17 protein-coding genes are annotated in these 22,480 nt (G+C 35.8%); 13 read left to right on the top strand and 4 right to left on the bottom strand.

Annotated features, from left to right (window positions below; all coding sequences use genetic code 11):
- The first annotated feature begins 106 nt into the window (after window positions 1-106).
- The 3 genes from L1S34_RS01965 (at window position 107) to L1S34_RS01955 (ending at window position 4,017) form a co-directional block, all read left to right on the top strand.
- Window positions 107-1,585 carry a hypothetical protein gene (locus tag L1S34_RS01965; RefSeq protein WP_236362517.1) on the top strand — a complete coding sequence of 493 codons (1,479 nt, stop codon included), beginning with the start codon at window positions 107-109 and terminating at the stop codon, window positions 1,583-1,585.
- A gap of 73 nt (window positions 1,586-1,658) precedes the next feature.
- The gene (locus tag L1S34_RS01960; RefSeq protein ID WP_236362515.1) at window positions 1,659-3,431 is read left to right on the top strand and encodes a cytochrome-c peroxidase; all 1,773 of its coding nucleotides are present in this window, start codon (window positions 1,659-1,661) and stop codon (window positions 3,429-3,431) included.
- Window positions 3,432-3,585: 154 nt separating this feature from the next.
- Entirely contained in the window at window positions 3,586-4,017 is a 432-nt protein-coding gene (locus L1S34_RS01955; RefSeq protein WP_236362513.1) for a TerB family tellurite resistance protein, read from the top strand.
- A gap of 73 nt (window positions 4,018-4,090) precedes the next feature.
- On the opposite strand, the gene fbp is transcribed toward L1S34_RS01955, so the two are convergent.
- On the bottom strand, window positions 4,091-5,110 hold the full coding sequence (gene fbp / locus L1S34_RS01950; RefSeq protein ID WP_210787958.1) for a class 1 fructose-bisphosphatase: 1,020 nt from the start codon (window positions 5,108-5,110) through the stop codon (window positions 4,091-4,093).
- A 236-nt stretch (window positions 5,111-5,346) separates the two neighbouring features.
- On the opposite strand from fbp, the gene L1S34_RS01945 reads away from it, so the two are divergent.
- The 5 genes from L1S34_RS01945 to L1S34_RS01925 all read left to right on the top strand — a co-directional run bounded on the left by L1S34_RS01945 (window position 5,347) and on the right by L1S34_RS01925 (window position 12,660).
- The gene (locus L1S34_RS01945) at window positions 5,347-5,835 is read left to right on the top strand and encodes a GNAT family N-acetyltransferase (protein WP_236362511.1); all 489 of its coding nucleotides are present in this window, start codon (window positions 5,347-5,349) and stop codon (window positions 5,833-5,835) included.
- A gap of 57 nt (window positions 5,836-5,892) precedes the next feature.
- Window positions 5,893-7,149 carry an aspartate kinase gene (locus L1S34_RS01940; protein WP_236362509.1) on the top strand — a complete coding sequence of 419 codons (1,257 nt, stop codon included), beginning with the start codon at window positions 5,893-5,895 and terminating at the stop codon, window positions 7,147-7,149.
- 151 nt (window positions 7,150-7,300) lie between these two features.
- Window positions 7,301-10,732 (top strand): hypothetical protein, encoded by a 3,432-nt coding sequence (locus L1S34_RS01935; RefSeq protein ID WP_236362507.1) that lies wholly within the window; start codon window positions 7,301-7,303, stop codon window positions 10,730-10,732.
- A gap of 74 nt (window positions 10,733-10,806) precedes the next feature.
- The gene (locus L1S34_RS01930) at window positions 10,807-11,412 is read left to right on the top strand and encodes a hypothetical protein (protein ID WP_236362505.1); all 606 of its coding nucleotides are present in this window, start codon (window positions 10,807-10,809) and stop codon (window positions 11,410-11,412) included.
- A 168-nt stretch (window positions 11,413-11,580) separates the two neighbouring features.
- Window positions 11,581-12,660 (top strand): glycosyltransferase, encoded by a 1,080-nt coding sequence (locus tag L1S34_RS01925; protein ID WP_236362503.1) that lies wholly within the window; start codon window positions 11,581-11,583, stop codon window positions 12,658-12,660.
- 25 nt (window positions 12,661-12,685) lie between these two features.
- Here the strand turns inward: L1S34_RS01925 and L1S34_RS01920 are convergent, their stop codons facing one another.
- Complete coding sequence (locus L1S34_RS01920) at window positions 12,686-13,756, bottom strand: sensor histidine kinase (protein WP_166132895.1); 1,071 nt, start codon at window positions 13,754-13,756, stop codon at window positions 12,686-12,688.
- The gene (locus L1S34_RS01915; RefSeq protein ID WP_236362501.1) at window positions 13,757-14,440 is read right to left on the bottom strand and encodes a response regulator transcription factor; all 684 of its coding nucleotides are present in this window, start codon (window positions 14,438-14,440) and stop codon (window positions 13,757-13,759) included.
- Between the two features lie 176 nt (window positions 14,441-14,616).
- On the opposite strand from L1S34_RS01915, the gene L1S34_RS01910 reads away from it, so the two are divergent.
- The 5 genes from L1S34_RS01910 (at window position 14,617) to L1S34_RS01890 (ending at window position 21,012) form a co-directional block, all read left to right on the top strand.
- Complete coding sequence (locus L1S34_RS01910; RefSeq protein WP_236362498.1) at window positions 14,617-17,367, top strand: TonB-dependent receptor; 2,751 nt, start codon at window positions 14,617-14,619, stop codon at window positions 17,365-17,367.
- Window positions 17,368-17,564: 197 nt separating this feature from the next.
- Window positions 17,565-18,770, top strand: a complete 1,206-nt coding sequence (locus tag L1S34_RS01905) for a hypothetical protein (RefSeq protein WP_236362496.1) — start codon at window positions 17,565-17,567, stop codon at window positions 18,768-18,770.
- Window positions 18,771-18,874: 104 nt separating this feature from the next.
- Complete coding sequence (locus tag L1S34_RS01900; RefSeq protein ID WP_210787971.1) at window positions 18,875-19,210, top strand: T9SS type A sorting domain-containing protein; 336 nt, start codon at window positions 18,875-18,877, stop codon at window positions 19,208-19,210.
- A gap of 124 nt (window positions 19,211-19,334) precedes the next feature.
- Window positions 19,335-20,315, top strand: a complete 981-nt coding sequence (locus L1S34_RS01895) for a LuxE/PaaK family acyltransferase (protein WP_236362494.1) — start codon at window positions 19,335-19,337, stop codon at window positions 20,313-20,315.
- A 19-nt stretch (window positions 20,316-20,334) separates the two neighbouring features.
- Entirely contained in the window at window positions 20,335-21,012 is a 678-nt protein-coding gene (locus L1S34_RS01890; protein ID WP_236362492.1) for a hypothetical protein, read from the top strand.
- A 78-nt stretch (window positions 21,013-21,090) separates the two neighbouring features.
- Here the strand turns inward: L1S34_RS01890 and tyrS are convergent, their stop codons facing one another.
- Window positions 21,091-22,383, bottom strand: coding sequence for a tyrosine--tRNA ligase (gene tyrS / locus L1S34_RS01885; RefSeq protein WP_236362491.1), 1,293 nt, complete (start codon window positions 22,381-22,383; stop codon window positions 21,091-21,093).
- Window positions 22,384-22,480 lie beyond the last annotated feature (97 nt).

Raw genomic sequence — 22,480 nt, 5'->3', positions numbered from 1 at the left:
TAAACCTAAGACAACGTTTTAATGATTATTCGACAATATTATCCTAAACAAAGATTTTGATTCATGGTATAGATTTGCATTCAAACAAACAAAACACACTATTACCATGAAAAAACAATTATTTAAAAAAATAGCTTTAACATCAGTGTTACTTACTGCCGTTGTAGCTTGTCAAGACGACAACAACGAAGCTCCTGCTTTAAATACTGCTATTAATTTTACAGCAACTTCAAGTGTTCCACCATTGGCTGTAGCCAAAGAAGGATTCGAAAACTTACAAATCACCTCTTTATTGAGTAGCCCTGATGTATTAGCACAATCACCAGGCTTTATTTATGGAGCACAACCTGACGGAGCTGGATTCATGAAAGATCCTGCTGGAGACGGTTACATTATGATTACAAACCACGAAATATTAAAATCGGTTTCGAGAGTATATTTTGACAAAACCTTAAAACCAGTAAAAGGAGATTATATTGTTGATGCAGTTGGCGGAATGACTCGTTTGTGCTCGGCTACACTAGCTGTACCAGCGATTCACGGTTTTGGACCATTGTTTTTAACTGCTGGAGAAAGTGGTGAAGAAAGTATGGTACACGGAATTGACCCGCTAGCTTTGAGCAGCATGAAAAGCCGAACTGACCGCGTTTTGCCAGCTTTAGGAAAAGCAAGTATGGAAAATGCAGTACCATTGACGAAGCAAGCTTATCCTGGAAAAACTGTAATCGTAATTGGTGAGGATCAATCGTACTCTACCTCTCACGCTAGTGCAGGACAAGTGATCATGTACATGAGCGAAACTGTTGGAGATTTAAACAACGGGAAATTATACGCTTTAAAAAGAAATGACGGCAACCAAACCGAAATGAGTATGGGAATGGGATCATCATTCGACGTGTCATTTGTTGAAATTCCGAATGCTAAAAACTTAACAGGTGCAGTAATCAACACTACTGTAAACAACTTGGGAGCCATTCGTTTTTCAAGAGTAGAAGATGTTGATTACCGTAAAGGATCAGCAAAAAATAATCGTGAATTGTATTTTACAGCTACCGGACAAGCTAGCGCTAATGCTCCAGTTGCAGGATACACCATGTGGGGACGCGTTTATAAATTAATATTAGACGATGCTAACCCATTAAAAGGAAAATTAGAGTTGGTAATTGAAGGTGACTCAACTCCAGGAACAGGAATTATCAATCCTGATAATATTACAGTAACTGAGAATTATGTGTACACACAAGAGGATGGAGATTCTTACTACACTGCTGCTCAACATGATTCTTACATTTGGCAATACAATATCGCATCTAAAGTAAACAAACCTTGGTTAACGATGAACCACAAAAGAACCGACGCTGCTTGGAATACAACTTACAACCAAACGAATGAAATGCGTTTTGGTAGCTGGGAGTACGGTGCCATGGAAGATATCTCAGATGTAATTGGAGTACCAAACACCTTTTTAGTTAACATTCACCCGCACACTTGGCAAAAAGATGCTTTCTCGAATGCTGACGGAAGCGGTTTAAACACCAATAAAGAAGGCGGTCAAACTATTATCATTAGAAACGTACAGAGATAACACCTTTAAAATCCAAACTATAGCAACCCAAATTCACTTTGGGTTGTTGTGGTTTATTACAAATCGGTTTATTATGAAATCCTTACTAAAAATTCTTCCCTTATTTACATTACTTTTTTTCTCGTGTCAGAAAGAATATGAAACCTTAGGGCCAAAGGAAGAACTATTACAGCAAATTGCCCAATTGAATCAGGAAATAGAAGCATTTGAGCAAATGGCACAAAAAAATGCTAGCAATAAAGAACTACAACAAAGTTTCGAAAAAAGTCGCCTTGCTTACAAAAAGATAGAATGGGCAGTAGAATACTTTACCCCTGAACCAGCACGATTTATCAATGGTCCTGCACTCGATGAACTGGAAGTAGAAGAAAATAAATTTTTGAATCCGAGTGGTTTTCAAGTGATCGAAGAGCTGATTTACCCAACATTTTCAACCAAAGAAAAAGCTACTTTACAGCGAGAAATCGCCGTTTTGAAAGGATTGATCATGCAAGTTAAAGAACACATTACAGCAATTACTATCAGCCCAGATTATATTGTTGATGCTGTAAAAATGGAAATGTATCGCATCATCACTCTCGGAATTACGGGGTTTGATTCGCCTATTGCCAACAACTCTATCCCAGAAGCACAAGCTAGTTTGTTAGCCCTACCTTCAGTAATTGAAAAGCTGCATCAAGAACCATCGCAAGTTCAAAGCAGTTTACTAGAGCGTATTCGCAAAGCTGCCGCTTTTTGCAACAACGCAAAAGATTTTAATAGTTTTGATCGTGCGCTATTTATTAAAAACTACCTCAACCCGATTTCAAAAAATTTACAAGAGTTTCAGCAGCATTACAAAATTGCTAACGTTGCAAAGACCAATGCTATTTTGCAAACAGCCAGCTCATTATTTGGATCAAAGGTATTCAATGTTGATGCGTTCATTCCGTCACGAGAATACGCATACACTTCCGCGAAAGCGCAACTTGGTAAAGAGTTATTTTATGACACCTCATTTTCAAAGGAAGGAACCCGCAGCTGTGCCTCATGCCATAATCCGGAATTGGCTTTTACTGACGGACTAAAAACCAATCTGTCATTAAACGGAAGTCAACTACTGAGAAACACACCTACATTGACCTACGCCGGACTTCAAAATGCGCAATTTTGGGATATGCGTCAAACAGATTTGGAGAAACAAAGTTTAGATGTAATTCAGAACAAAGACGAAATGCATGGTAATATTCGGGATAATATCAAAAACATTAGCAGTAATTCAAGTTATCAAAAATTAATTCAAAAAGCATTCCCGAAGAGCAAAAAACTAGAAGAATGGCAACTCCAAAACGCACTTGCAAGTTATGTGCGCTCTTTAAATAAATTCAACTCCAAATTCGATCAACACTTTACAGAACCAGCAACCGCTTTGTCTGCAGAGGAAGAATTAGGGTTTAACGTTTTTGCAGGAAAAGGAAAATGTGCAACCTGTCATTTTATTCCGCTGTTTAATGGCACGGTACCGCCTGCTTATAAAAAAACAGAACAAGAAGTTATTGGAACACCGCAGATCAAAAACGGAAAAAAAATAGATCCTGATTTAGGACGTTATGCCCAATACAAAATGCCACAATTATTACATGCTTTTAAAACGCCAACACTTCGAAATGTAGCATTAACAGCTCCTTACATGCATAATGGCGTATTCAAATCATTAGAAGAAGTAGTAGTTTTTTATAATGACGGTGGAGGCGCAGGTACCGGAATTGCGGTTGACAACCAAACCTTGCCCTCAGACAAACTCAATTTAACCGACAAAGAACAAAAAGCGCTCGTTGCCTTTATGAAAACACTTTCGGATAATTGATAAGTAATTTCATTTACACTGATTAAGCTTTTAAACTATCAAAACAGCTAATTTATCCTTTCTACTGCGTGCATATGGAAATCAAAAAGCCAAGTTAAATGAAGCACTAATTATAAAATTAAACTTATCTTTGATAGATATAAAACCCACAATTATGTCATTTTCAGATTTATTCGATAGCGAATTCAAGCAAAGAAACAAAGGCCATTTCGCCTCAATTGCACGCGTTGCACTTACTGACGGAAAATTTTCCCCAGAAGAAAAAGAATTTTTAAACAAATTAGCGGTTCGTCTAGAAATTTCGGCTACTGAATCAGAAGAAATTCTAGAAAACCCAATGAACTACCCAATCAATCCACCTTACTTGCACGAGCAACGTTTAGAACGCTTGTACGATTTGGCGCGCATTGTACATGTTGATCATCATTTAGGAGATCAGCAAGAATTAATGCTTCGCAAAATTGGTGTAGGTTTAGGATTTAATATTGATAACGTCAATTACATCGTACACAAAGCCCTGGTTCTTGTGGATAAGGAAGTTGATTTTGATACTTTTTTTGAAGAGATGCAAAACATGAACAAGTAAGCTTTTATCTAAATAAAAATGCCCCAAAAAGTAATAAACTATTTGGGGCATTTTTTATAATAACTGATGCGACTTAATATTTACTCAGCTTTGCTTTTAGCATAAAATCTTCCGCTTTTTCGACCATGTTGTAGCTTCCGCAGAAAAAGGGAACGCGTTGGTGCAATTCTGTTGGCGTAATTTCCATAATTCGGCTAAATCCATCTGAAGCTTTTCCTCCTGCTTGCTCAACTATAAAAGCCATAGGATTACACTCATACAGCAAACGCAATTTACCGTTTGGGGCTTTTGAACTGGTAGGATAAATATAAATTCCACCTTTAATCATATTTCTATGAATATCAGAAACTAAACTTCCGATATATCTTGAAGTGTAAGGTCTGTCCTCTTCTTCGGTTTGACAATATTTTATATAATCTTTTACTCCTTGCGGAAAATGAATGTAGTTGCCCTCGTTGATTGAATAAATAGATCCATCTTTAGAAAACTGCATGTTAGGGTGCGACAAATAAAAGGTTCCAATTGCAGGGTTTAAAGTAAAACCATTAACTCCGTGTCCAGTAGTATAAACCAACATAGTTGATGTACCATAAATTACATATCCTGCTGCTACCTGATTAATTCCTGGCTGTAAAAAATCTTCAATTGTAACCGGAGTTCCAATAGGAGTCACGCGGCGGTAAACCGAAAAAATGGTTCCAACCGAAACATTCACATCAATATTCGAAGAGCCATCAAGCGGATCCATCAAAACCACATATTTGTTATTATGGCTGTTATCGCTACCTTCTACAGTGATAAAATCATCGTTTTCTTCAGAGGCAATACCGCATACAATTTCGCGGTTAATTAGCGTCTGAATAAAAACCTCATTGGCATAAACATCGAGTTTTTGCTGGTCTTCGCCTTGTATATTTTGCTCACCAGCAGCACCTACAATGTCAACCAATCCTGCTTTGTTTACTTTATAATTGACAACTTTGGCTGCCAATCGAATTGAGTTGATAATTCGGGACAATTCTCCTGATGAATACTGAAAAGCATTTTGATTTTCAATAATAAATTCTCCTAGTGTTTTGTTGCGTTCTTCCATTACGAAATCGTTGTAGTTATTTTGAAGTCACAAATATCGTTTTTTTTGTGAAAATGGATTGAATAATACGCACTTAGTTTAGCTCTATTGTATATTTGCTTCAAAAAGTTCAATTTTAGGAACCCAGAAGCAGCATTTTTTGCGAAAATCGAAGTTTATAATTAACTTTATTTCGAACTTGTTCACGCTAAAAAGCAAAGTGACAATTAATCGATTTCAACAAAACTTAATCAATCATGATCATACGACAAGGAACAGCGGCAGACATGGAATCCGTTTTAGGACTCATCAAAGAATTGGCTATTTTTGAAAAAGAACCCGATGCAGTAAAAATTACTGTTGATGATTTAGTGCGAGATGGTTTTGGAGCCAATCCGCTATTTCATGTTTTCGTAGCCGAAATTACAAACGCTACCCATGAAAAAGAAATCGTAGGTATTGCGCTTTGGTACTATCGTTTTTCAACTTGGAAAGGTAAAACCATTCACCTTGAAGATTTGGTAGTTAAAGAAAGTATGCGCGGCACCGGATTAGGTTCAGCATTGTACGCAGCCATTTTAAAACAAGGAAAAAAAGATCAAGTACGACGCGTCGAGTGGAATGTATTAGATTGGAATACTCCTGCCATTGACTTTTATGAAAAATCAGGCGCTAAAGTATTACGCGATTGGCATGTGGTACAAATGGATGAGCAAGGAATTGCAACTTTTTGTGAAAATAAATAAAATAACAATTGCTATTTAGTTGTTACTACGCAACTAGATGCACAATACGATAATAAAATGAGAGTATTTAAATTTGGAGGTGCCTCTGTAAAAGATGCTGCAGGAATCAAAAACGTTCAGTATGTGTTGCAAACCGTAGGTTATGAAGATGTGTTGCTAGTAGTATCAGCAATGGGAAAAACAACCAATGCGTTAGAATTGGTAATCAAACATTATTTTGATAAATCGGCTGAACTAAATGCGGCAGTGCAAGAAGTAAAGAAGTACCACAACCAAATTCTTTTAGATCTATTCGAAGATGAAAACAATGCTGTTTTTGCAGCAGTTAGCGCTCAATTTGCTGATTTAGAATATTTTTTAGCACACAACAAATCACCTAATTATAATTTTGTGTACGATCAAGTGGTGAGTTATGGCGAATTAATTTCAACCACAATCTTAAGCCACTACATGAACTTTATGGGCATGGCTACACAATGGTTAGATGTACGTAATTTTGTAAAAACAGATGCTAATTACAGAGATGCTGAAGTGGATTGGGAATTAACGCAAGCCAACATTTCTAAGAATGTAAAGCGCAAAACCCTTAACATCACACAAGGATTTTTAGGATCTGACCCAAACAATTTTACTACTACATTAGGTCGCGAAGGATCTGATTATACCGCAGCTATTTTTGCTTATTGCTTAAATGCTGAAAGTGTAACCATTTGGAAAGACGTTCCCGGAGTTATGAACGCAGATCCGCGTTATTTTGAAAATGCAAGTTTGTTAAATCAAATTTCCTACCGTGAAGCCATCGAGTTAGCCTTTTATGGTGCTACTGTAATTCACCCTAAAACGCTACAACCTTTGCAAAAAAAGGAAATTCCTTTGTATGTAAAATCATTTATTAATCCACTTTTACAAGGAACGAGTGTTTCAAAAGGTGTCGATTTAGAGCCGTACCTTCCTTGTTTTATCGTGAAAAGAAACCAATTGTTGATTTCGCTTTCATCAATTGATTTCTCTTTTATCATGGAAGAAAACATCAGCGAAATTTTTGCTCTTTTCCACCAATTTAAAATAAAGGTGAATTTGATTCAAAATTCAGCTATCAGTTTTTCTGTTTGTGTAGAAGATAAGTTCAATAACTTTGCTGCTTTGAATGCCATTTTATCTAAAAAATTCAAAGTCGATTTTGAAGAAAACGTAACTTTGTACACCATCAGACATTTTAATGACGGCGCTGCGCAGACTGTTGAAGCAAACAAAACCGTTTTGTTAAAACAAGTGAGCCGCGAAACCATGCAGGTAGTCACTAAAGAAGTTTAAAAAAACCAATCATTTATACCAATGGGAATCAAAAACTAAAATTTTGATTCCCATTTTTTTTATTTTTCAAACAGTAAAATAACGCACTTCAACAAGGTTTAATTATCAATTTTTATATACTACTTTTGATACTTTGGAGTTATCCTTATTTATGTGGAAAAAAATATTTTTTTGGATTGCTTTATGCTATTGCTCTGGGCTTTTGGCTCAGGAAAAAAGCACGCTCTACCAAACCAAAAAAATAGCTCCTACGAAAGATACCATTCGGCTTGAAAAGAACAGTATCAATTCCAACTTTTTTAAAGTTTTAGATTCCAAAGGAAAAGAAATTGATAGTACGCTGTACCGTATTAATTTTTCAAAAAGCACTTTATTATTACTTTCTGATTATGGCAATCCTAGAGATTCAATCACAGTAGCGTACCTGCAATATCCTGAAGAACTAACCAAAACCTACTATATTTACGATCCTAGCAAAGTAGTTTCAAACGCAGCAGGGAAAGGAAATTTATACAGCGTAACCAACAACAACATCAAAAAAAACATTCCCTTTGACGGGTTGAGCACTTCTGGGAGTATAACACGAGGCGTCACGATTGGTAACAATCAAAACGCAGTTTTAAACTCGAATCTCGACCTGCAAATCACTGGCAAATTATCTGATAAGGTAAGTATTAGAGCCTCACTGCAAGACAGCAATATACCACTTCAAGATGGGGGTTACTCGCAGCAACTCGACCAATTTGATTCTGTCTTTATGGAACTTTTCAGCACAAATTGGAGCATACGTGCAGGCGACTTGTTTCTAGAAAATAAAGAAACCCAATTTTTAAACTTTAATAAAAAAGTACAAGGCATAGCTACTAACTTTAATTGGGAGGGAAAAAACAATAAGAGCAATGTATTTGCAGCAGCAGCATTAGTTCGAGGGCAATACGCCAAAAGTGATATCGTAGGTCAGGAAGGAAATCAAGGTCCTTATAAATTACGTGGCCAAAATGGTGAGTTGTACGTGCTTATTGTTTCAGGATCGGAGCGCGTGTTTGTAAACGGCAATTTGCTGGAGCGTGGGGAAAACAAAGATTATACTATTGATTACAATGCTGGAGAAATCATCTTTACACCGCTGTTTACTATAACTTCTGAGATGCGAATTGCGATTGAATACCAATATACCGACCGGAATTACAGCCGATTTGTAACTTATGCTGGCGGAACACACGAATCTAAAAAGTGGCGATTTGGCGGATATTTATACTCCGAAAACGATTTAAAAAACCAACCTGTTCAGCAAAACCTGTCGCAAGAACAAGTTCAAATTATAAAAAATGCTGGCGATGATACGCGCCAAATGACAGCACCATCGGCCTATCTTGACTCATACAGTGACAATAAAGTACTTTACAAGCAAATTCTTGTAAACGGTGTACTTGTTTACGAATATACCACCGACGTAGATGGCGATTTATATAACGTACGCTTCTCTTTGGTTGGTGGCAATGCCGGAAATTACATTTTATCCAATAGTAATACCATCAGTAGAGTTTTTACTTATGTAGCTCCAATTAACGGCATTCCACAAGGAAATTACGAACCAATCATTCAATTAATTGCGCCAAATAAAGTTCAAGTAGCCAGTTTTGTGGGTCAATTTCATCCTACTGAAAAAACGAATATTGACGTTGAAATTGGAGTAAGCAACAACGATCAAAATTTATTTTCAGCGGTAGATGACTCCAATAATAAAGGATTAGCAGCCAAGATAAAAAGTAAGCAACGACTTTTTTCGAAAGCTTGGAATATGGATGCATTTGTCAATTACCAATTCATTGAAAGTACCTTTAAAACTGTAGAACGATTCAACAACATTGAATTCAATCGCGATTGGAATTTAGAACCTTTAACTACAGGCAATCAAAGTTTGTTGGTCACTGGATTACAGCTACAAAAAAACCAAAATTCGAAATCCACAAGTATAGGGAATGCAAGCTACCAACTGGAAAAATTAGATTTTGCTGGGAATTTCTCTGGAAATCGCCATGTAGTAAATGGATTTTTGCAACATAAAAATTGGAGTATCCGCCAACAAGGCAGTTACTTGCAAAGCGAGAACAATATTTTAAGTTCATCTTTTTTACGCAATCAATCTCAAGTGCGTTATAGATTCAAAAAAAACTGGATTGGTACCTCGTTACGACTTGAAAACAATAGCGAGCGCAACAAAAACACGCAACAACTTTCTGTTTTAAGTCAAAAATTTATTGAATACGGCGGGCATATCGGTCGTGGCGACAGCACCAAAGTATTTTTTGAATTAGGATATTTAAAAAGAATCAATGACAGTTTACAAAACGGAGTGGTACAACGCGTTAATCAGTCGAACACCTTTGTTTTAAAATCGAGATTAATCCAAACAAAAACTAGTGATTTGAGTGTGGTTGCTAATTACAGAACACTTGATTTTGAAGCCAACAATCGAAAAAGAGAAAGTACTTTAAACTCTCGCATCATCTACTCGGATCGATTTTTTAACTCACTTTTTTTGAGTAACACAGTGTATGAAACTACCTCAGGAAGTATTCCACAACAAGAATTTACGTATCTCGAAGTAGCCGTTGGGCAAGGTGTGTACACTTGGAACGACTATAACAGCAATGGTATTCAGGAACTACAAGAGTTTGAGGTAGCACCATTTATCGATCAAGCCAAATTTATACGTGTGTTTTTACCCAACCGTATATTTATAAAAACCCACCAAAATAAATTTTCGCAAGCCCTAACTTTTAATCCTACACAATGGCAAAACGAGAAAGGTTTCAAAAAATTTGCTTCCTATTTCTACAATCAAACTGCTTTTTTATTAGATCGAAAAATAAGAAACAACGGCTCTAATTTTGAATGGAACCCGTTCAGTCCTATTTCGGATGAAATATTAGGTTTGACTTCAAGTTTAAGAAATACGCTTTATTACAACCGCGGCAAGCAAAAACACTCTGTAACATATACTTATTTGCTTAACAAAACTAAAAGTTTACTGTCTATTGGCTCACAGGAGGCTACTAATGGTTCGCACCAACTACAATACAACCATTTGTACCAAAAAAGTTGGCTTTTAGGCTTTTTTACAAAAACCATTCAAAACAAAGTTAACTCCGAGGATTTTATTGAGAAAAATTTCGATGTTACGGGATATCAATTGGCTCCAAAAATCAGTTATTTGTTTTCAAAAAGTACCAGTTGGGAATTGTTTTATGAGTATCAGAAAAAACAAAACCAGATTGGTAATGGCGAACTATTATCACAAAATCGATTGGGAACTTCGTTCTCGTATGCAGGATCTAAAAAATTTACTTTTAATGGCGAATTATCATTGTACCAAAATAAATTTAATGGTAATGAATTCTCAGCCGTCGGCTTTCAAATGCTCGAAGGATTACAAACAGGACAAAACGTTACTTGGCGTGCTTTATTGCAAAAAAGTATTACTTCATTCTTAGACATTAACTTCAATTATCAAGGTCGAAAAAGCGAGCGCAATGCAACTATTCATACTGGTAATGTACAGCTACGAGCTTACTTTTAAATAAATGTACAAGTAACAGATTGCCAATCATATTTTTTTGTATTTTTAAAACTACTAACATAAAAATCAGACCAATGAAAAAATCGATTTTACTTCTTTTCGCTTTACTCCTATCTTTTATGGGAAATGCACAAACTACGGCTGCAGCTAAAAAAACGACGAAAGCGGCAACTGAAAAAACAGCAAAGGCCAAAGAAAAAATAACGAAAGCTAAAGCCGAGGCAGCAGAAGAAAAAGCAGCTACTGCAAAAGAGAAAGCCAAAACGGCAAAAGAGAAAACAACTGCTACTAAAGAAAAAGCTACAGCTACAAAAGAGAAAGCTACAAAAGCAAAAACAGAAGTCGCTGAAGCAAAAGCAGAAAAAGCAAATGCCATTAAAGAAAAGGCAACTGACAAAAAAGAAAAAACTGCTGCTGCAAAAGAGAAAGCAACCGCTGCAAAAGAAAAAATGACCAAATCTAAAGCAGATGCTGTCGCTGAAAAATCAAAAACAGTAAAAGAAAAAGCAGCGGCAACAAAAGCAAAAGCTACTAAAACAGTAAAAGAAACCAATGAAAAAGCGCCAAAAGTTGCCGATAAAGTAACTGGTGAATATAATGGCAAGAAAGTATACACAGGTCCAAGAGGCGGTAAATACTACATTAATGCTAACGGAAATAAGACTTACATTCAGGAGTAAATCACAAAAAAACAATAGTAGAACGAAGACTATCTTTACACCGATGGTCTTCGTTTTTTTTTTGACATGCAACGCGTAGACAATTCATTAAATTAATGGTTTGGTAAACTTTTGTAAATACAAAAAAGCACTGAACTTGTGTATCTTTCCAGCATTAAACCCAAGTTTATGCCTACAGAAACAATTGCGACTTCAAAATCTAAAACCATTTTAGTTGCCCCTTTAAACTGGGGTTTAGGCCATGCTACGCGTTGCATACCAATTATCAAAGCACTTTTAGAGCTTAATTACCAACCTATCATTGCTTCTGATGGTGCTGCTTTGTTGTTGCTACGAAGGGAATTTCCAGACCTAAAAACACTTGAACTTCCGTCATACGAAATAGAATATGCCACCAAAGGCAAAAATTTCAAATGGCATTTGTTAAAAAACAGTTGGAAAACCTTAAAAGCTATTCGAGAAGAAAAAGCATTGGTAAAAAAATGGATTACAACCTACGGCATTGACGGCATAATATCTGATAACCGTTTAGGCGTGTACAATAAAAACATACCAAGCGCTTATCTCACACACCAAATACAGGTTTTAAGCGGACAAACAACATGGATCAGTAGCAAAATTCATCAGTACTTTGCCTTTCAACATAACGAATGTTGGATACCTGATTATGCCAGCAGCAACAATTTATCAGGTATTTTAGGTCACATTGACGATTTTGATCATAAGTTAAAATACATAGGACCGATAAGTCGCCTACAAAAAAAGTTAGTACCAAAAAAATACGATTTGCTCGTTTTACTCTCGGGTCCTGAACCACAACGAAGTATGCTCGAAGCGCATATATTACAGGAATTGAAGAGGTTTGAAGGATCCGTTCTCTTTGTTGCAGGAACTGTTGTTGCACAACAAAAAACAACTCAAACCGAGAAGGTCGAATATTATAATTTTATGACCACTTGCCAGCTAGAGCAGGCTATCAACGAAAGTGAAATGGTACTTTGTCGCTCTGGTTATACCTCGATTATGGATCTTTCCGTATTGCGCAAAAAAGCGTTCTTTATACCTACACCAGGGCAATTTGAACAAGAATATTTGGCCCAAAAACTAGAAAAAGAAGGTCTTGTACCTTATGCCACTCAGGATGAATTTTGTATCGCCAATTTGCAAGATGCCAATCATTATAAAGGTTTGCCAAAAGCAGATTCAAAAGTAGCTTGGGAGAAATTGTTTGGTTTATTCGCAGAATAAAATAATTGACAACTGCGGCTAATAATTATTTTTTTACCCCAAAAGAAGCTTCGTTTTTGGATGTCGTTAACGTAAATGAAAACTCCGATCCTACGCCAAAGTTACTATCTACATAAATTTTTTCGTCGTGCGCTTCAATAATGTGCTTGACAATTGAAAGACCAAGGCCTGAGCCTCCTTCGGTTCGTGCACCACTTTGATCTACACGATAAAAACGTTCAAATAAACGCGGAATGTTTTTCTTTTCTATCCCTTCACCATTATCTGTAAAACGAACAATTACTTTATCTGTAGTTAACTCTTCAATACTTACCTCGGTTGTCCCTTTTAATTTACCATATTTGATAGAGTTTACAACCAAGTTCATGACCACTTGTTGAATTTTTTCTTGGTCACCCAACACCATAATCGGTTTGTGGTAGCGCATGTCAAACATCAAAAGAATATCCTTTTTGGAGGCTTTCATTTCGAGTAAATCAAAAACGTTTTGCACTAATTTCACAATGTCAAACTCGGCAATTTCAAGATTCAAATCGCCTGTTTCTAATTTAGAGATCATGTCTAAATCTTGAACAATGTAAATAAGACGCTCTACCCCTTTTTCAGCACGTTCTAAGTATTTTTTTCGAATCGTTTTATCATTCATCGCGCCATCTAACAAGGTGGAAAGATATCCTTGAACGGTAAATAAAGGTGTTTTCAATTCGTGCGAAACGTTACCTAAAAATTCTCTACGGTATTCTTCACGTACTTTTAGCGTTTCGATTTCAAGTTTTTTGTCGGTAGCAAACTTTTTCACTTCGCGCGTAAGCGTTGCCATATCAGTGGTTATGGGCTGATTTCTGAACGTACTTGACTCTAACAAGGAAACGTCATCGTAAATCTTTTTTACTTTTTTATAAATAAAACGCTCCACGCGATATTGCACCACTAAAAATGAAAAGGAGGCGATGCAAACTGCAAAAATAAGAATGAAGTTAAGGGAAAATTCAAAAAAATAGTGCGTTAAAAAACTCACTAATAAAGTAGAGAACAAGGTTATATACAAGGACGATTTGACTGCAAATCGGTAAGTTTTTTTAAAATTTATTGTCATTTACACTTCAAACTTATAACCAACACCTTTGATGGTTTTAAACAAATCTTCTCCAATTTTTTCGCGCAACTTTCTAATATGCACGTCAATTGTTCTGCCGCCAACAACTACTTCGTTACCCCAAACCTTATCGAGAATTTCGTCACGTTTGAATACTTTTCCTGGTTTTGAAGCCAAAAGGTAGAACAATTCGAATTCTTTTCGCGGAAGCGCAATCTCGATATTGTCTTTTATAATTTTGTATTCTTCTCTATTAATTTCAATACCACCCACGTTTAAGGTTTCGCTTTCAGCTTCTTTTTCCTTTAAACGACGCAGCAAAGCTTTTACTTTACTAACCAATAATTTCGGTTTGATAGGTTTGGTAATATAATCATCGGCACCCGCATCAAAACCGGCTACTTGTGAGTAATCTTCGCTTCTGGCGGTTAGAAAGGTGATCAAAACATTATTCAATTCTGGAATTTTCCTGATGTGCTCGCAAGCTTCCATTCCGTCCATTTCTGGCATCATTACATCCATAATGATAAGGTCTGGAATTTCCTTCTTAGCTTTTGCAATAGCCTCCTTACCATTAGCAGCGGTAAAAATTTGATATCCCTCTTGAGATAGGTTGTAACCAACTATTTCTAAGATATCTGGCTCGTCATCAACTAATAAAATTTTGGTGTGTTTTTTCTTCATGGAGTGTCAAAAATTATTTTTGAGATGTAAATGTAAACATAATTGAAGTAATCAAAAGCAGTTAACCGTAATTTAATATTGAACGGTTTTTGCCAACATAAAGACAACATAAGGTTAACAAGTCAGTAACTCCTGATTTGCATTATGGCCGTTAATTTGCACAAAAATTAAACCCGATGAAATTCAAGTTACTATTACTTACGTTATTAATTACTGCTTTTTCTTTCGCACAAAGCAAAGGAACTATCACAGGAACGTTAACAGACAAAGATGCTAACAATCAATCATTGCCATTTGCTAACGCAATTATCAAAGGTACAACTATTGGTACCAATACCGATATTGATGGTAAATACACACTAAAAGTAGCACCAGGAAAATACACATTGCAATTTAGCTTTGTAGGATACGAATCAGTTGAAGTATCTGTGACAGTAGTTGCAGACCAAACGGTGACAGTTAATCAAGCATTAGGCTCTGGTAGCTACAAACTTGAAGATGTCGTGGTAAAATCAACTGTGAGCAGACAGAAAGAAACGGCTTTGCTATTAGATCAAAAAAATGCTGTATCTATCAAACAAAGTATTGGTTCACAAGAACTAGCTCGTAAAGGAGTTAGCGATGTAGCAACAGCTGTTACTAAAACAACGGGAATTACAAAACAAGAAGGTTCAGGAACTATTTTTGTTCGAGGTTTGGGTGACCGTTACAACTCTACAACAATGAATGGTTTGCCAATACCATCAAACGATCCTGAAAAGAAAAACTTAAATCTTGATATTTTCTCAACAGATATCGTAGAGTACATCTCTATCGATAAAGTTTACAACGGAAATATTTATGGAGACTTTGCAGGAGGAAATGTTGATATTATTTCTAAAGACTACAAAGGAAAAGGTTTTGTAAAAGTAGATATTGGTTCAAAAGTAAATACAAATGCGGTAAGCAATGATAACTTTTCATTACAAAGCGGCATCAATGATTTTGGTTTAAAAACAAGTCAAATTCCATCAAGCCCTTTGACAGCTTACAACTACAACACTTTAAATTTAGAAACAAAAAATCCTATTGCTGGTTCATTTGGTATTTCAACAGGAAAATCATTTGATATTGGTAGCCAAAGTAAATTGAATGTTTTTGCAACAATCAACTACAGTACCAATTATTCTTCTCGAGCAGATGGAAGCGCAAAGGGATCTGTAAATGGAAGTGGCGTTATCAATAAAAACTTTGAAGAGTATACATCAGACTCTTACAGCACAAACTTAACAGGAATGTTGAACCTTGGATACAAATTAAACAAGGCAAACAAAGTTAATTTCAACTCTGTATTTATCAATACTTCATCTTTAACTAAAGAGGAATTTTCAGGATTAATAGTAGATATCGCAAATGATGGCAACGGATTAATTCGTCGTAATGAATTCAAGAAAAACGCCTTATGGATTAACCAACTTTTAGGAGAACATACTTTAAGCGAGCGCACTGCTGTTAGATGGGGAGCTTCATTGAACAGTATCGATGGACAGATGCCAGACCGTAACCAAAATATTTTTAGAAAAGAGAAAGATGGTTTCAAATTATCGAATATTTCTGCACCAGACAACCACAGGTATTTTCAAGAACTACAAGAAACTGAGGTAGCTGCTAACATAGCTGTTGACTACAAATTCAACAAAGATTTTGAAGGAGAATACAAAGGTAAATTTACAGCAGGATACAGCGGACGTGCTAAAAATAGAGATTTTGAAGCTACACAATTCAACTTCAAAACAACAGCTGCCAATTCAACAATCAGCGTAGATCCTAACAACTTAGATTTGTTTTACAACCAACAAAATTTAAATAGCAACATATTTGAGATTACTACTTTTAGAGGTAATAGCCAAGTTCCAAATGCATTAGATCCACAAACTTACAATGGTGAACAATTTATTAACGGAGGTTTCTTAAACACTGAATATAATTTTGGTAAACTATCAGGAGTTTTAGGATTAAGAGGAGAATATGTTTTTCAAAAAATTGCTTGGGAAACTCAATTAGATCCCGCAGGAGGTTTTGACGAATTAGAAAAAATAGCTTTTTTACCTAGCTTAACATTAAAATATACAGTAAACGAAAAACAAAATTTGCGTTTTGGTTTCAGTAAAACCTACACCTTACCACAATTTAAAGAAAGAGCTTTATTTGTATACGAAGAAGTAAACGAAGTAAAAGTTGGTAACCCTGATTTGTATGCTTCTGATGATTACAACTTTGACCTTAAATGGGAACTTTTCCCAAGCTCTGATGAGTTAATCTCTGTAACTGGATTTGGTAAATACATCTTAAACCCAATGAACGAAGTAACAATTGCTTCTTCAACAAATGATATTTCTTTTATCAACACAGGTGATTTTGGATATGTAGCAGGAGCTGAATTAGAGTACAGAAAAACAATTTTTAACTTTGACGAGTCTAAATCAAAAAAATTAACAGCAGGTGTAAATGCATCTTATTTGTACAGTAATCAAGAATTAGATAGCAATAAAGTTATCAGAGAAACAGATTATAATGTTGTTTTTACAGATGCAGAAAGTAAATTTACAGGAGCATCGGATTTATTGTTAAATGCTGATCTTTCATTCTACACTGATTGGAATAATAAAGAAAGTAATTTAACAGCAACATTAGCTTACACTTACTTTTCGGATAGAGTATATGCGTTAGGAACTAATGACAGAGGAAATTTAGTAGACAAAGCCTATGGATCATTAGACTTAATAACTAAACTGAAGTTAAATAAAAAAATGGGAATTGACTTTATAGCAAAAAACATTTTAGACGCTACACTTAATAGAACTCAAGAAAACAAGTCTGGAGATATTAATGTTCTTTCTTATAAAAAAGGAATCAATTTAGGATTAAGTTTAAATTACCAATTCTAATACCAAACCTATATAAATATTATAAAAGCAGCCCTATGAGGCTGCTTTTTGCTTTTAATGCACCTTACTTAACCTACATAACATTAAGTTAATACTATTGTAAGCATTTATTAAATTAACATTCACATTGGCTTAACCTAGTCTTGAGCAAATTGCTACACCTTTGTAACAGAAACAAAACAATTAACTATTACAACATGAAAACAAAATTTTTACAACTAATTGGAATTTTAACAGTAAGTGCAGCCGTAGTGAGCAGTTGTTCAACAACGGAAGAAAACGAAACGCCTTCATCTAATTTCGTAGTTGATGCCAACAATTTTCAAGGAAATATCAATGAGGGTGAAGTTACTCTTGACGCATCTAAAACATACAAGCTTACTGGTAAACTACAAGTAAATTCAGGAGCAACCTTAAACATTCCTGCAGGAACAAAAATTGAAGGAACTGGTGGAACTGCATCATACATTGCGGTGGCACAAGGTGGAAAATTAAACGTAAACGGAACAGCTAGCAACCCAGTGGTTATGACAAGTGGTTTGCCTACTAAAAAAGCTGGAGACTGGGGAGGTTTGGTAATTTGTGGTAAAGCACCAATCAACCGTGTATCAGGTGGAGCAAGTACAGCACAATCAGAAGTTGCAGATTTAACTTATGGTGGAACTGCATCAAACGACAACTCTGGATCTATTCGTTACTTGAGAGTAGAATATGCTGGAGCTGCATTTAACAGTGAAAAAGAATTTAATGGAGTTTCATTATTTGGAGTAGGTTCAGGAACTACTTTTGAATATGTAGAGGCTTACCAAGGTGCTGATGATGGTTTCGAATTTTTTGGAGGTTCTGTAAACACTTCAAACTTGATTTCATTTGGTAACGAAGACGATCAATACGACTGGACCGAAGGATGGAACGGAACTAACACCAACTGGTACGGAAAATTATCATTTGGAAAAGGAAACAGAGGTATCGAAGCTGATAATTTTGAATTTGGTTTTGCTAATACACCAATTGCAAACCCAACTATCACTAATATCACTCTTGTAGGCCCTGGAAGCGTTCCAACATCTGGAACTTGGCAAGAAAACCAAGCTATCAAATTAAGAAGAGGTACAAAAGCAATTTTCACTAACGTAGCGTTGAGCGGTTGGGCAAGAGGAGTTGACATCGAACATGATGAAACTTTAAGCTTTATTGGTTCTGCATTAAAACTTACAAATGTGAACTTTATTGCTGATGTTGCTACTAAAACTAGAGGAACAAAAACAGTAGTAGCTCCTGCTACAGCTGGAGTAACAGCTGATGCTTCATTAGCAATTGCATCTGAATCTGCAACTGCAACAGGTGCTGGAAACGGTGCCGCAGCTCCTGGATGGGCAGCTGGATGGTCAGTAGGATTGTAATTCAGGTTCTAAAATAGATAAAATGCCTTTCAAAATTGAAAGGCATTTTTTTTGGTATACTTTTTGAAATATTTTTTGTATCTTTACTAATCAAAATTGAAATGATGGCAAAAAACTACTTTTATACACTTATTGCATTGGTTTTCTTTTGTTCTTTTAGTGCTGTTGCACAAGAAACAAAGCAAGCACCAAGAGTACAAGAAACAAGCATCGAAGGCTTGAGTTTGTACCCAAATCCTGTGAGTAATGGTAAAGTTTTCATTACCACCAAAAACGATCTTGACAAAGAAATTATCATATTTGATGTGCTTGGTAAAAAAGTCCTACATACCATGATGAATTCAAAAGAACTGAATGTTTCAGCACTGAGTTCTGGTGTATACATCATCAGGATTAACGAGAAAGAATCCTCAGCCACTAGAAAATTAATTATCAAATAAAAATCTATACCACAAGTTCCAATACCAATTGGAGCTTGTTTTTTATAAAAAAGTTTCATTTTCTACGGAGCTTTAATTACATAGCTAGTCCTGACAATTTTTATTACTTTTGTAAAAAAAATTGGTGATCACAGCAACAGATATATTTACGATTTCAAGCCAAAAACAATTTGAAAAAATAGCTTTAAAAGTATTTCGTTTTCAATACGAAAACAATCTGGTGTACAACGAATTCTGCCAATTTCTAAAAACCGATCCTTTCAAGGTAAAGTCGCTACAGCAAATTCCTTTTTTACCCATACAATTTTTTAAAAGTCATGCTGTAGTTTCCAATTCCAACCCAATTCAAGAAACGTTTACTAGTAGTGGCACAACAGGCATGATTACTAGCAAACATTTGGTAACTGATATCAGCCTTTATGAAGAAAGCTATCGAAGAGGTTTTGCTGAGTTTTATGGTAATATAGAGGATTATGTAGTTTTGGCCTTGCTCCCATCCTATTTGGAACGTGAAGGTTCGTCACTAATTTATATGGTTAAAGATTTAATTGAACTTTCGAACCAAGCGGATAGCGGCTTTTATTTAAACGATCACGACACCTTAATCTCGAAACTCGTAGAATTAGACAATCAAGGGCAAAACGTCATTTTGTTTGGGGTAACGTTTGCTTTATTAGATTTAATTGAAAAACTTCCGTTTCAATTACAACATACCATTATCATGGAAACTGGCGGCATGAAAGGGCGTCGCAAAGAAATGATTCGCGAGGAGCTACACGAGCAATTGTGCCAAGGTTTTGGCGTATCAGCCATACACTCAGAATACGGCATGACAGAACTCCTTTCGCAAGCTTATTCACTGGGAGACGGGGTTTTTGAATGTCCTTCTTGGATGCAAATTTTAATTCGTGATACGGAAGATGCCTTGACTTACATTGACAACGGAAAAACAGGCGGAATCAATGTGATCGATTTGGCCAACATCAATTCGTGTTCCTTTATTGCTACTCAGGATTTGGGTAAAAAAAATTACAACAACTCTTTCGAGGTTTTGGGCCGTTTTGATAATTCGGATATTCGCGGGTGCAATTTGATGGTGCTTTAACCTTTTTAAAAAAGTACAAATGCGCATTTTATCTTTGATTCTTTTATTGTTTTTTGGATGGAATGGCAGCGCGCAAACCACTGAGGTAGCAGTTCAAATAGACACGATCACACATATAGATCCTTCCCCAAACGAGCGATTGTTTACCGTTCATTATAGTGTTACGAACAAAACAAAAGACGTTATTTCTTTAATTTTAAACACGCGTTCTATAAAACCGAATATGTACAACCACTCTTCTTGGATTCCTTCGTACAGATTATATCAAGAGGAAAACGTAGTAGAAACCAATAGCATCTTCAATTCTAAAAAAAACGATGCTGCGCTGAAACAGTTAATGCAAGCTTTAGAGGAAAATCGTAAAGATTTAGCCGATTTTTTAGTAAAACAGACTGAAGAAATAGAACAAAAAATCCGTAAGGAAATTTTAGAAAGCGTTCTACAATTTAAAGGAAATGAAACTAAAAAATTTACAGCCAATTTGAGTTGGGACAAAAACCGCTACCATAAATTTGAAGACAACGAATATTATTTAAACAATGACGATGTTCATTTTCTAGACTTGTTTTTGTATTTCAACAAACATGAATTAGCTAGTAGTTTACCCGCTGAAGATTTAAAAAACATACTTGAAACTCCCAACCTCATTTCTGGCTGGATTACTTCTAACAAATTCCCAATAAATTTTAAGGATTGAAATAAAAAATCCCAATAGCTCGTTTGAGTTATTGGGATCTTTAAATTATTGTAAAGCGTAGTTACAACACCGTATTATTTATAGCACTCTTACCACAAAATAGTTTTTCTTTCCGCTTTGTAATAACACAAATTGATTGTTAATTAAATCTTTGGTTGAAACCATAAATTCTTCCGTAACTTTTTCTTTATTTATTGAAATAGAATTCGCTGTTAAAGCACGACGAGCCTCACCGTTAGATTTCATGAAACCAGTTTTTTCGTTTAAAACGTCAACAATATTGATTCCAGCCTCAATTTCATTTCTTGAAATTTCTGCTTGCGGAACGCCATCAAAAACATCTAAAAAAGTAGATACATCCAATTGCTTTAAATCATCAGCAGATGAATTTCCGAACAAAATAGAAGAAGCTTTTATCGCGTTTTCTAGGTCGGCTGCAGAATGAACAAGTATTGTAATTTCTTCTGCTAAGCGTTTTTGCAACAAACGCAAATGGGGCGCCTCTCTGTGTTTTACAGTTAAATCTTCAATTTCTTCTTTCGATAAAAAAGTAAAGATTTTGATGTATTTCTCGGCATCTACATCTGAGGTATTCAACCAATATTGGTAAAATTTATATGGAGACGTTCTAGCCGAATCCAACCAAATATTACCTCCTTCAGATTTTCCAAACTTAGTTCCGTCTGCTTTGGTAATCAACGGACAAGTCAGAGCATACGCCTTACCGCTGGCAATTCTGCGCACTAATTCGGTTCCGGTAGTAATATTTCCCCATTGGTCGCTTCCGCCCATTTGTAACGTACATTTTTTTTCTCGGTACAAATGCAAAAAGTCATAGCCTTGAACCAATTGGTAGGTAAACTCCGTAAACGACATTCCTTCGGCCGCTTCGGATGACAAACGTTTCTTTACAGAATCTTTTGCCATCATATAATTTACGGTGATATGCTTCCCTACATCACGAATGAAATCTAGAAATGAAAAATTCTTCATCCAATCGTAATTATTTACTAATTCAGCTGCATTATCCGCATCTGAACTAAAGTCTAAAAAACGAGCCAATTGCCCTTTAATGGCTTCTTGATTGTGGCGCAGAGTAGCTTCATCTAATAAATTACGTTCGTTAGATTTACCTGATGGATCACCAATCATACCTGTTGCTCCACCCACAAGCGCAAGAGGTTTGTGTCCTGCTAGCTGAAAATGTTTCAACAACATTACGCCCACTAAATGTCCTATATGCAATGAATCGGCAGTTGGGTCAATTCCCACATATGCCACACGCATTTGTTCCATCAAATGTTCCTCTGTGCCGGGCATAACATCGTGGAGCATTCCTCTCCAAGTTACTTCTTCAATAAAATTCTTCATCTTTTTATGCTATTTACTTTGGTCTCTTTCGCCCTAGAGGCGCTATGTGCACAAAGATAAAATTTATTGCGGATTCCGTTATTTGTTTAATAGGTTA

Origin of the sequence: Flavobacterium sp. K77, assembly GCF_021608205.1 — a bacterium.
Classification (GTDB): Bacteria; Bacteroidota; Bacteroidia; order Flavobacteriales; family Flavobacteriaceae; genus Flavobacterium; species Flavobacterium turcicum.
The sequence above is the reverse complement of the archived record's forward strand: the minus strand, read 5'-3'. Positions and strand labels throughout refer to the sequence as shown.

Bases quoted from the DNA above. Each gene is read 5' to 3' on its own strand.
- L1S34_RS01955 (WP_236362513.1), top strand. From the start codon at position 3,586: ATGTCATTTTCAGATTTATTCGATAGCGAATTCAAGCAAAGAAACAAA.
- L1S34_RS01910 (WP_236362498.1), top strand. From the start codon at position 14,617: ATGAAATTCAAGTTACTATTACTTACGTTATTAATTACTGCTTTTTCT.
- L1S34_RS01925 (WP_236362503.1), top strand. From the start codon at position 11,581: ATGCCTACAGAAACAATTGCGACTTCAAAATCTAAAACCATTTTAGTT.
- L1S34_RS01960 (WP_236362515.1), top strand. From the start codon at position 1,659: ATGAAATCCTTACTAAAAATTCTTCCCTTATTTACATTACTTTTTTTC.
- fbp (WP_210787958.1), bottom strand. From the start codon at position 5,110: ATGGAAGAACGCAACAAAACACTAGGAGAATTTATTATTGAAAATCAA.
- L1S34_RS01915 (WP_236362501.1), bottom strand. From the start codon at position 14,440: ATGAAGAAAAAACACACCAAAATTTTATTAGTTGATGACGAGCCAGAT.
- L1S34_RS01945 (WP_236362511.1), top strand. From the start codon at position 5,347: ATGATCATACGACAAGGAACAGCGGCAGACATGGAATCCGTTTTAGGA.
- L1S34_RS01940 (WP_236362509.1), top strand. From the start codon at position 5,893: ATGAGAGTATTTAAATTTGGAGGTGCCTCTGTAAAAGATGCTGCAGGA.
- tyrS (WP_236362491.1), bottom strand. From the start codon at position 22,383: ATGAAGAATTTTATTGAAGAAGTAACTTGGAGAGGAATGCTCCACGAT.
- L1S34_RS01920 (WP_166132895.1), bottom strand. From the start codon at position 13,756: ATGACAATAAATTTTAAAAAAACTTACCGATTTGCAGTCAAATCGTCC.
- L1S34_RS01930 (WP_236362505.1), top strand. From the start codon at position 10,807: ATGAAAAAATCGATTTTACTTCTTTTCGCTTTACTCCTATCTTTTATG.
- L1S34_RS01905 (WP_236362496.1), top strand. From the start codon at position 17,565: ATGAAAACAAAATTTTTACAACTAATTGGAATTTTAACAGTAAGTGCA.
- L1S34_RS01935 (WP_236362507.1), top strand. From the start codon at position 7,301: ATGTGGAAAAAAATATTTTTTTGGATTGCTTTATGCTATTGCTCTGGG.
- L1S34_RS01890 (WP_236362492.1), top strand. From the start codon at position 20,335: ATGCGCATTTTATCTTTGATTCTTTTATTGTTTTTTGGATGGAATGGC.
- L1S34_RS01900 (WP_210787971.1), top strand. From the start codon at position 18,875: ATGGCAAAAAACTACTTTTATACACTTATTGCATTGGTTTTCTTTTGT.
- L1S34_RS01965 (WP_236362517.1), top strand. From the start codon at position 107: ATGAAAAAACAATTATTTAAAAAAATAGCTTTAACATCAGTGTTACTT.